Here is a 6,449-nt window from a genome sequence, read left to right as displayed (position 1 = left end):
ATGGTCGCCAGGGCGTTGTCGAGCAGCACGGTGTTCGGCTTGTGCGCCTTGTAGTTACGGGCGAACCAGATCTTGTAGATGCCGTTGTCCAGGGCCACGATGCCTTCGGACGGCAGTGCGCGACGGATGTCGGCGACCAAGCGCTGCGGGTAGACCGGGAAGCGGTTGTCGTCGGCACCTTCGGCGATCTGGGCTTCGTTGGCTTCACGGATCGCCATCAGGCGGGTGAAGTCCCAGTGCGCAGTGTCGTTCAGCGCTTCGCTGATCTGCCACACGGCGTTGGCGATGTCGCCGATCACCTCGACCTGCGGGAAGTACACGGCATCGACTTCGGCGGAGCGGAAGCTGATGTGGATCACTTCGGTGCCGCCACGGACCATGAAGAACGGCGGCTTCTCGATCACGTCGTGGCCGATGTTGATGATCAGGTCGGCAGCTTCGACAGCGCGGTGGACGAAGTCACCGGACGACAGCGCAGCGTTGCCGAGGAAGCGCGGATGGCGCTCGTCGACAACACCTTTACCCATCTGGGTGGTGATGAACGGGATACCGGTCTTGTCGATTAACTGCTGAAGGACCTTGGCGGTCATCTTGCGGTTGGCACCGGCGCCGATCACCAAGATTGGGTTTCGTGCCGCGAGTAGTTTCTCAACAGCAGCTTCAATCGACTTGTGCTCCGCCAGTGGGCGGCGGTGCAGGCTACGCGGAACCGGTAGAGCATCGGTCTGCTCGGCGGCGATGTCTTCCGGCAGTTCCAGATGCACGGCACCCGGCTTCTCTTCTTCCGCCAAACGGAACGCTTCGCGCATGCGCGCCGGGATGTTGTCGGCCGAGGCGAACTGGTGGGTGTACTTGGTGATGGGGTCCATCATGCCGCACACGTCGATGATCTGGAAACGGCCCTGCTTGGACTTCTTGATCGGTTTCTGCCCGGTGATCATCATCATCGGCATGCCGCCCAGGTAGGCGTAGGCGCTGGCGGTTACCAGGTTGGTCGCGCCAGGACCCAGAGTCGACAGACTGACGCCGGTCTTGCCGGTCAGGCGGCCGTAAGTGGCGGCCATGAAGCCCGCGGACTGCTCGTGGCGGGTCAGCACCAGCTTGATCTTCGACTTGCGCAGGGATTCCAGCAGGTCGAGGTTTTCCTCACCGGGAATGCCGAACACATACTCGACACCTTCGTTTTCCAGGCATTGCACAACGACATCGGCGGCCTTGGCCATTTTTCTTGTAACCTCAAATTCAGAGTATTAGGCGCAGCAGAACCCGCGGGGCCGCAAGCGGCCCCGTGGGTGGTCTTCGGGTAAAGGTGGGCTATCAGGCCAGTTGGTACGTGGTTTTAACGCGAGTGAAGAATTGGCGAGCGTGAGTACCTTGCTCGCGGGAGCCGAGGCTCGAAGCGCCATTACCACCAAACGGGACGTGGTAGTCCACGCCAGCGGTTGGCAGGTTAACCATGACCATGCCTGCCGAGCTGTTACGTTTGAAGTGCTCCGCATAACGCAGCGAAGTGGTCACGATCCCGGCGGAAAGGCCAAACTGGGTATCCTCAGCGGCGGCAAATGCCTCCTCATAATCGCGGACCTTCAACACGCTCAGTACTGGGCCGAAGATTTCTTCGCGATAAATGCGCATTTCGGGAGTGACTTCGGTGAACAGTGCAGGCGTGAAGAGATAGGCACCTGCCTCATTCTCGATGCGCTCGCCACCACAGACCAACTTGGCGCCCTGCTCACGGCCGCTGGCTACGTAAGACAGGTTCTGCTCCAGCTGGCGACCATCCACGACTGGACCGATGTCGGTGGAGGGTTGCAATGCATCCCCTACTTTCAGGGCACGGGTACGCTCAGCGAGGCGAGCCACGAATGCATCATGAATGCCCTCAGTCACGATAACGCGAGAGCTGGCAGTGCAACGCTGACCCGTGCTGAAGAACGAACCATTCAGCGCGACGTCCACGGCTTGTTCCAGATCCGCATCATCAAGCACGATCAGTGGGTTCTTGCCGCCCATCTCCAGCTGAACTTTCTTCATGCCTTCAGCAGCAAGTTTGGCGATCTGGCGACCCGTGTTTTCCGAGCCGGTGAAACTGATGCCATCGACTTCAGAAGAACGAATAATGGTATCGCCGACGCTGCGGCCAGGGCCGATCAGCATGTTGAAAACGCCAGCTGGCAAACCCGAGCGGCTAATGATTTCGGCCAGGGCCCAGGCCGAAGATGGAACCAGCTCAGCAGGCTTGAATACCACACAGTTGCCGAAGCACAGTGCCGGCGCGATCTTCCATGCCGGAATGGCGATCGGGAAGTTCCACGGCGCGATGATGCCAATCACACCCAGAGGCTGAGTGAACACGTCAATGCCTACGTCCTGACGCACCGACTGGTACTTTTCACCCTCGGCGCGAAGGGCTTCCTGAGCGTAAAACTTGAACGAGCGGCCAGCGCGGTCAACTTCACCAAGTGCTTCACGAACGATCTTGCCTTCTTCGCGGGCCAGCAGAGCAGCAAGCTCTTCACGGCGAGCGAGGATTTCGGTACCGATAAAGTCCAGAGCATCCGCACGTTGCTGAGGGTTGCTGCGAGCCCATGCTGGCTGAGCGCGGCGTGCAGCAGCAATGGCCTGCTCGGTCAGGTGCTGGTCAGCGCGCTCAAAGCGCTCCACCACTTCACCTGGATTGGACGGGTTGCGGTTTTCGAGAATATCAGCGCCGCTACCCAGGGCAACGAAAGCGCCGTCAACGAAGCTGCTTTTAGTGGCGATGGTCATGCGGTACGGATCCTTTTCTCAGTGGTGTGACGGGCAACAAAATCAGTAATGTTGTCGACGGCGCGATCCATCAACTGCTGCATCGCATCCTCACTGCTCCAGGCAATGTGCGGATTGAGAATGAAATCATCGCGGTCGATCAACTGGAATAGAGGGTTGCTCGGGTGCAGCGGCTCGACTTCAACCACATCCAGGGCAACGCCACCCAAACGGCCATTTTGCAATGCATCGATCAAAGCGGCTTCGTTTACGATGCCACCCCGCCCAGTGTTGATGACTAGCGCATCAGGCTTCATCAACGCGAGCTTGTCAGCGTCGATCAAGTTATAGGTTTCAGGCGTCAATGGCGCATTGATTGACAGGACATCACAGCTTTTGAGCAGGCTTTCCAGCGAGCGATTCTCAGGCCCAGGACGTTTGCCGCCTCGGTCTTCAAACAACACTTCCATGCCAAAAGCACGCGCCAGCTCGGCCAGGCGGATGGCAATAGGACCGCTGCCAATGATCGCCATCTGTTTGCCTCGCACATCACGGATGCGGTGGTCGAAATAGATGTTTTTGTACTCGGCCTGCCCTGCATGCACTTTACGCATAAGCCGGCTGAAAGCCGCCGGACGACGGAACAGCTCTAGCATCATCGCCATGCTGTGTTCGGCCACCGTGTTCGCAGCATACCCAGGGACGCTGGACACCTCGATGCCGTGAGCATCGCAGTAATCGACGTCGACAATGTCGCGGCCAGTTAATGCCAACGAAATCATCTTCAGTTTCGGCAATTGACGCAGGTGCTCCTCACGAAGCGGTACGCTGCAAGTCAGTGCAACCGTGGCATCTTTCAGGTGCTCGAGCACCTGGTCAGGATGGGTGTATGCAAACTGCTCCCAGGTATGTTCGCAGTCAGGGCGTTTCAGACGCGTCGAGGCCGCAAGACCCTCGTCGTCGAGAAAGACAATGTGTTCGCTCATAATCCTATTACTTATTTTTTCTGGGCGGGAACGTAGCCGGCCGGTGCCATGGCAACCAGTTGGCGAGTGATGAAACCTGCGTCCTGATCGTGGTCTTCAAGGGACTCCTTTCGCACCAGAGCGTCGCGCACCATATGTGCACCAAAGAAGCGGAAAGGCTCAGGCGGCAGTAGTTTCATCTTCTGATTGACCAAGCCACAGTTGGCCCACTCATCGTTCGCGTGGGTAGCCAGCGACTTGATGATGCGGCTGGCGAAGACCGTGGTGGCAACACCGTTACCCGAGAAGCCGATGCCATAGCTCACCGTCTGGTGGTGGTCCAGATAGCCGAAGTTCGGCAGGCCTTTCATGGCGCGGTCGATCGGGCCGGTCCAGCTGCTGACCACCGGCACGTCAGCCAGCTGTGGGTACAGGCGGCGCAGCTCGGCGGCGACCTTGTCAGCGGCGGGCGACGGCTTTTCATAAAGGTTGCCGATTCGCCCGGCGTAGGCGAACTGGCCCAGCGGCTTGCCGAACACCACACGGCCATCCGGGGTGTTGCGCCAGTAGTTGAGCACGGTGCGTGAATCGGTCATGCACTCGCCGCCGCTGAAGCCGATGGCGTCAAGCTTGGCCTTCACCGGCGCGGTGGCCACCATGTCACTGGACATGATCGCGATCATGCGACGCAGCTCGGGGAACTGAGCACCCCAAGCATTCAGTGCCAAGACAACGTGGTTAGCTTTCACGCGTCCCAAAGCGGTATGCACCACCGGGTTTTTGCCGCGCTCCAGGTGAGTGAACGGGGATTTCTCAAAAATCTTCACCCCAAGCTTCAGCGCCACTCGGCGCAGGCCGCGAGCCAGCATGGCTGGCTGCACGGTGGCAGCATTAGGGTCGTAGATACCACCCAAGACCAGTGGCGAGCCAACGCGACCGCGAATGGTCTCGCGATCCAGTTCCTGGAATGGGTTCACATTGAGCTTTTGAAGGCCGTCAGTCAGAACTTTCCAAGAGCCCATTTGGCGCTGGTTTGTGGCTGTCCACAACCAACCATCTTTACGGTACTGAGCATCGATACCGTGCTCCTGGCAGAAGCTACCAATTTCGTCGATGGCAGACTCAGCAGCTTCACAGATACGCCGAGCTTCTACATCGCCGCAGATGGTGCGCACGGACAGATACTTGCCCCACCAGTTCGTGGCAACGCCGCCGTTACGTCCACTCGCGCCAGAACCGCAACGGTCGCGCTCGACAATAACGATAGTTTTTTCCGGGTGCGCCTGTTTCAGGCGGATGGCCGACCACAGGCCAAGGAAACCGCCACCGACGATACAGACGTCAGCTTGAATTGAATCCTGCAAAGCAGGGGCCAGATCGCTGTCCAGGTCGAGTGCCTGGGCATACCAGAATCCACGGTACATAGTATTGGTGCCTTTGCGTAAGAGCATGTTGGTTTTTGCAACATAATGCTCACCCTAGGGGCGCTCTCGCTGTAACAAGCATGACAATTGATAGTAGAAGCACGCCTAGGGACTACCTTTTGTCCCGTTTTTTCTACTTGCTGAGATTGATATGATATTCCGGACCCTGCACTCCATCTAAAATGTAGGCAGTCACGATGAGGTGAGGTATTCGTCCATGGTTCACCAAGAGCACTATGACGCTCCGCTCGAGGCGGATATCAAGCTGCCGGTCAAACCCGAACTGAGGGTAGGCTTTGTGCTGCTGAACCAGTTCACCTTGGTACCGGTTGCCGGGCTGGTTGACTCGCTGCGCTTCGCAGCTGACAAGTCCTTCCGCAGCCAGCAACTGTTTTGCCAATGGGATTGGATGACGCTGAATGATCAGCCCATCACCGCCAGCTGCGGCATGCCAATCCATCCGACCAAACCCCTAAACATGTTCGCCCAGTACGACTACATCGTCATTGCTGGAGGGCTGCTTGGAGAAACCAGGAATCCGCCCGACTGGCTGCTCGACGCGCTACGTAGCGTGAACGCTGCGCACATACCGATCATCGCCCTGTGCTCCGGCTCATTCGTATTGGGAAAAGCAGGACTACTAGACGGCCGTCGCTGTGCAGTTCACTTCACGTTGAGAGACGAGTTCAAAGAGCGGTTCCCCGCCTCAACAATGGTCATCGACAAGAGCTACGTCGATGATCGAGGAATCATCACCTGTCCCGGTGGCACCGCCATCGACTTGGCAGCGAACCTGATCAGACGTCACTGCGGCGCTGTGCGCGCCCAGAAAGGCCTTGAGTACCTGCTGGTCGAGGAGCGCCGAGAAGATGAGAGAGCGGCAGCAGCTAGTGAAAGCGTGTATCAGAACGACAGAGTTCAACGCGCCATCGAGTTTATGCGAGCACATCTGGACGCGTCGATGACCCTCCAAACGGTTGCGGAAGCGGTGGGCACTCACCCACGGCAGCTCCACCGCGAGTTTGTCGCCAACACGCAGGAGCCACCTGCCAACTATTGGCGCAAATTACGCCTTGAGCATGCGCGCCGCTTGCTCGTGAATACCAGCCAGAACATCACCACCATCGCACTGGCCTGCGGCTTTTCCGATGCGTCACACTTTATTCTTTGGTTCCGCAAGCTATATGGGGAGACTCCCTACACTTTCCGCAAACGACGCCATGAGGTGGAGCGCTTTGACTGGCACGGAGACAGCGCAGGCTTGGATCCAGACCTGTAGCCAATGAAAAAGCCGCCGCAACCTGAGTTGCGG

General features: G+C 58.3%; 5 protein-coding genes. 1 reads left to right on the top strand and 4 read right to left on the bottom strand.

Going from position 1 to position 6,449, the window contains the following annotated elements; genetic code table 11:
• The 4 genes from ACQKPZ_RS10865 to ACQKPZ_RS10850 form a co-directional block, all read right to left on the bottom strand.
• Window positions 1-1,223: acetolactate synthase large subunit (locus ACQKPZ_RS10865; protein WP_427537684.1), on the bottom strand; the 1,223-nt coding region annotated here is incomplete at its 3' end.
• Between the two features lie 94 nt (window positions 1,224-1,317).
• Window positions 1,318-2,769, bottom strand: a complete 1,452-nt coding sequence (locus ACQKPZ_RS10860; protein WP_427537681.1) for an aldehyde dehydrogenase family protein — start codon at window positions 2,767-2,769, stop codon at window positions 1,318-1,320.
• Entirely contained in the window at window positions 2,766-3,734 is a 969-nt protein-coding gene (locus tag ACQKPZ_RS10855) for an NAD(P)-dependent oxidoreductase (RefSeq protein ID WP_427537678.1), read from the bottom strand. Before ACQKPZ_RS10855 ends, ACQKPZ_RS10860 begins: the two co-directional genes overlap by 4 nt.
• Before the next feature lie 11 nt (window positions 3,735-3,745).
• Window positions 3,746-5,164: an NAD(P)/FAD-dependent oxidoreductase gene (locus tag ACQKPZ_RS10850; RefSeq protein ID WP_427537675.1), complete on the bottom strand. Its 1,419-nt coding sequence runs from the start codon at window positions 5,162-5,164 to the stop codon at window positions 3,746-3,748.
• Between the two features lie 190 nt (window positions 5,165-5,354).
• On the opposite strand from ACQKPZ_RS10850, the gene ACQKPZ_RS10845 reads away from it, so the two are divergent.
• Window positions 5,355-6,416, top strand: coding sequence for a GlxA family transcriptional regulator (locus ACQKPZ_RS10845; RefSeq protein WP_400693164.1), 1,062 nt, complete (start codon window positions 5,355-5,357; stop codon window positions 6,414-6,416).
• Window positions 6,417-6,449 lie beyond the last annotated feature (33 nt).

Source organism: Pseudomonas sp. NPDC089547 (assembly GCF_050280665.1).
Classification (GTDB): Bacteria; Pseudomonadota; Gammaproteobacteria; order Pseudomonadales; family Pseudomonadaceae; genus Aquipseudomonas.
The sequence above is the reverse complement of the archived record's forward strand: the minus strand, read 5'-3'. Positions and strand labels throughout refer to the sequence as shown.

Coding starts and splice junctions, on each gene's coding strand:
- ACQKPZ_RS10860 (WP_427537681.1), bottom strand. CDS start 2,769: ATGACCATCGCCACTAAAAGCAGCTTCGTTGACGGCGCTTTCGTTGCC.
- ACQKPZ_RS10855 (WP_427537678.1), bottom strand. CDS start 3,734: ATGAGCGAACACATTGTCTTTCTCGACGACGAGGGTCTTGCGGCCTCG.
- ACQKPZ_RS10850 (WP_427537675.1), bottom strand. CDS start 5,164: ATGCTCTTACGCAAAGGCACCAATACTATGTACCGTGGATTCTGGTAT.
- ACQKPZ_RS10845 (WP_400693164.1), top strand. CDS start 5,355: ATGGTTCACCAAGAGCACTATGACGCTCCGCTCGAGGCGGATATCAAG.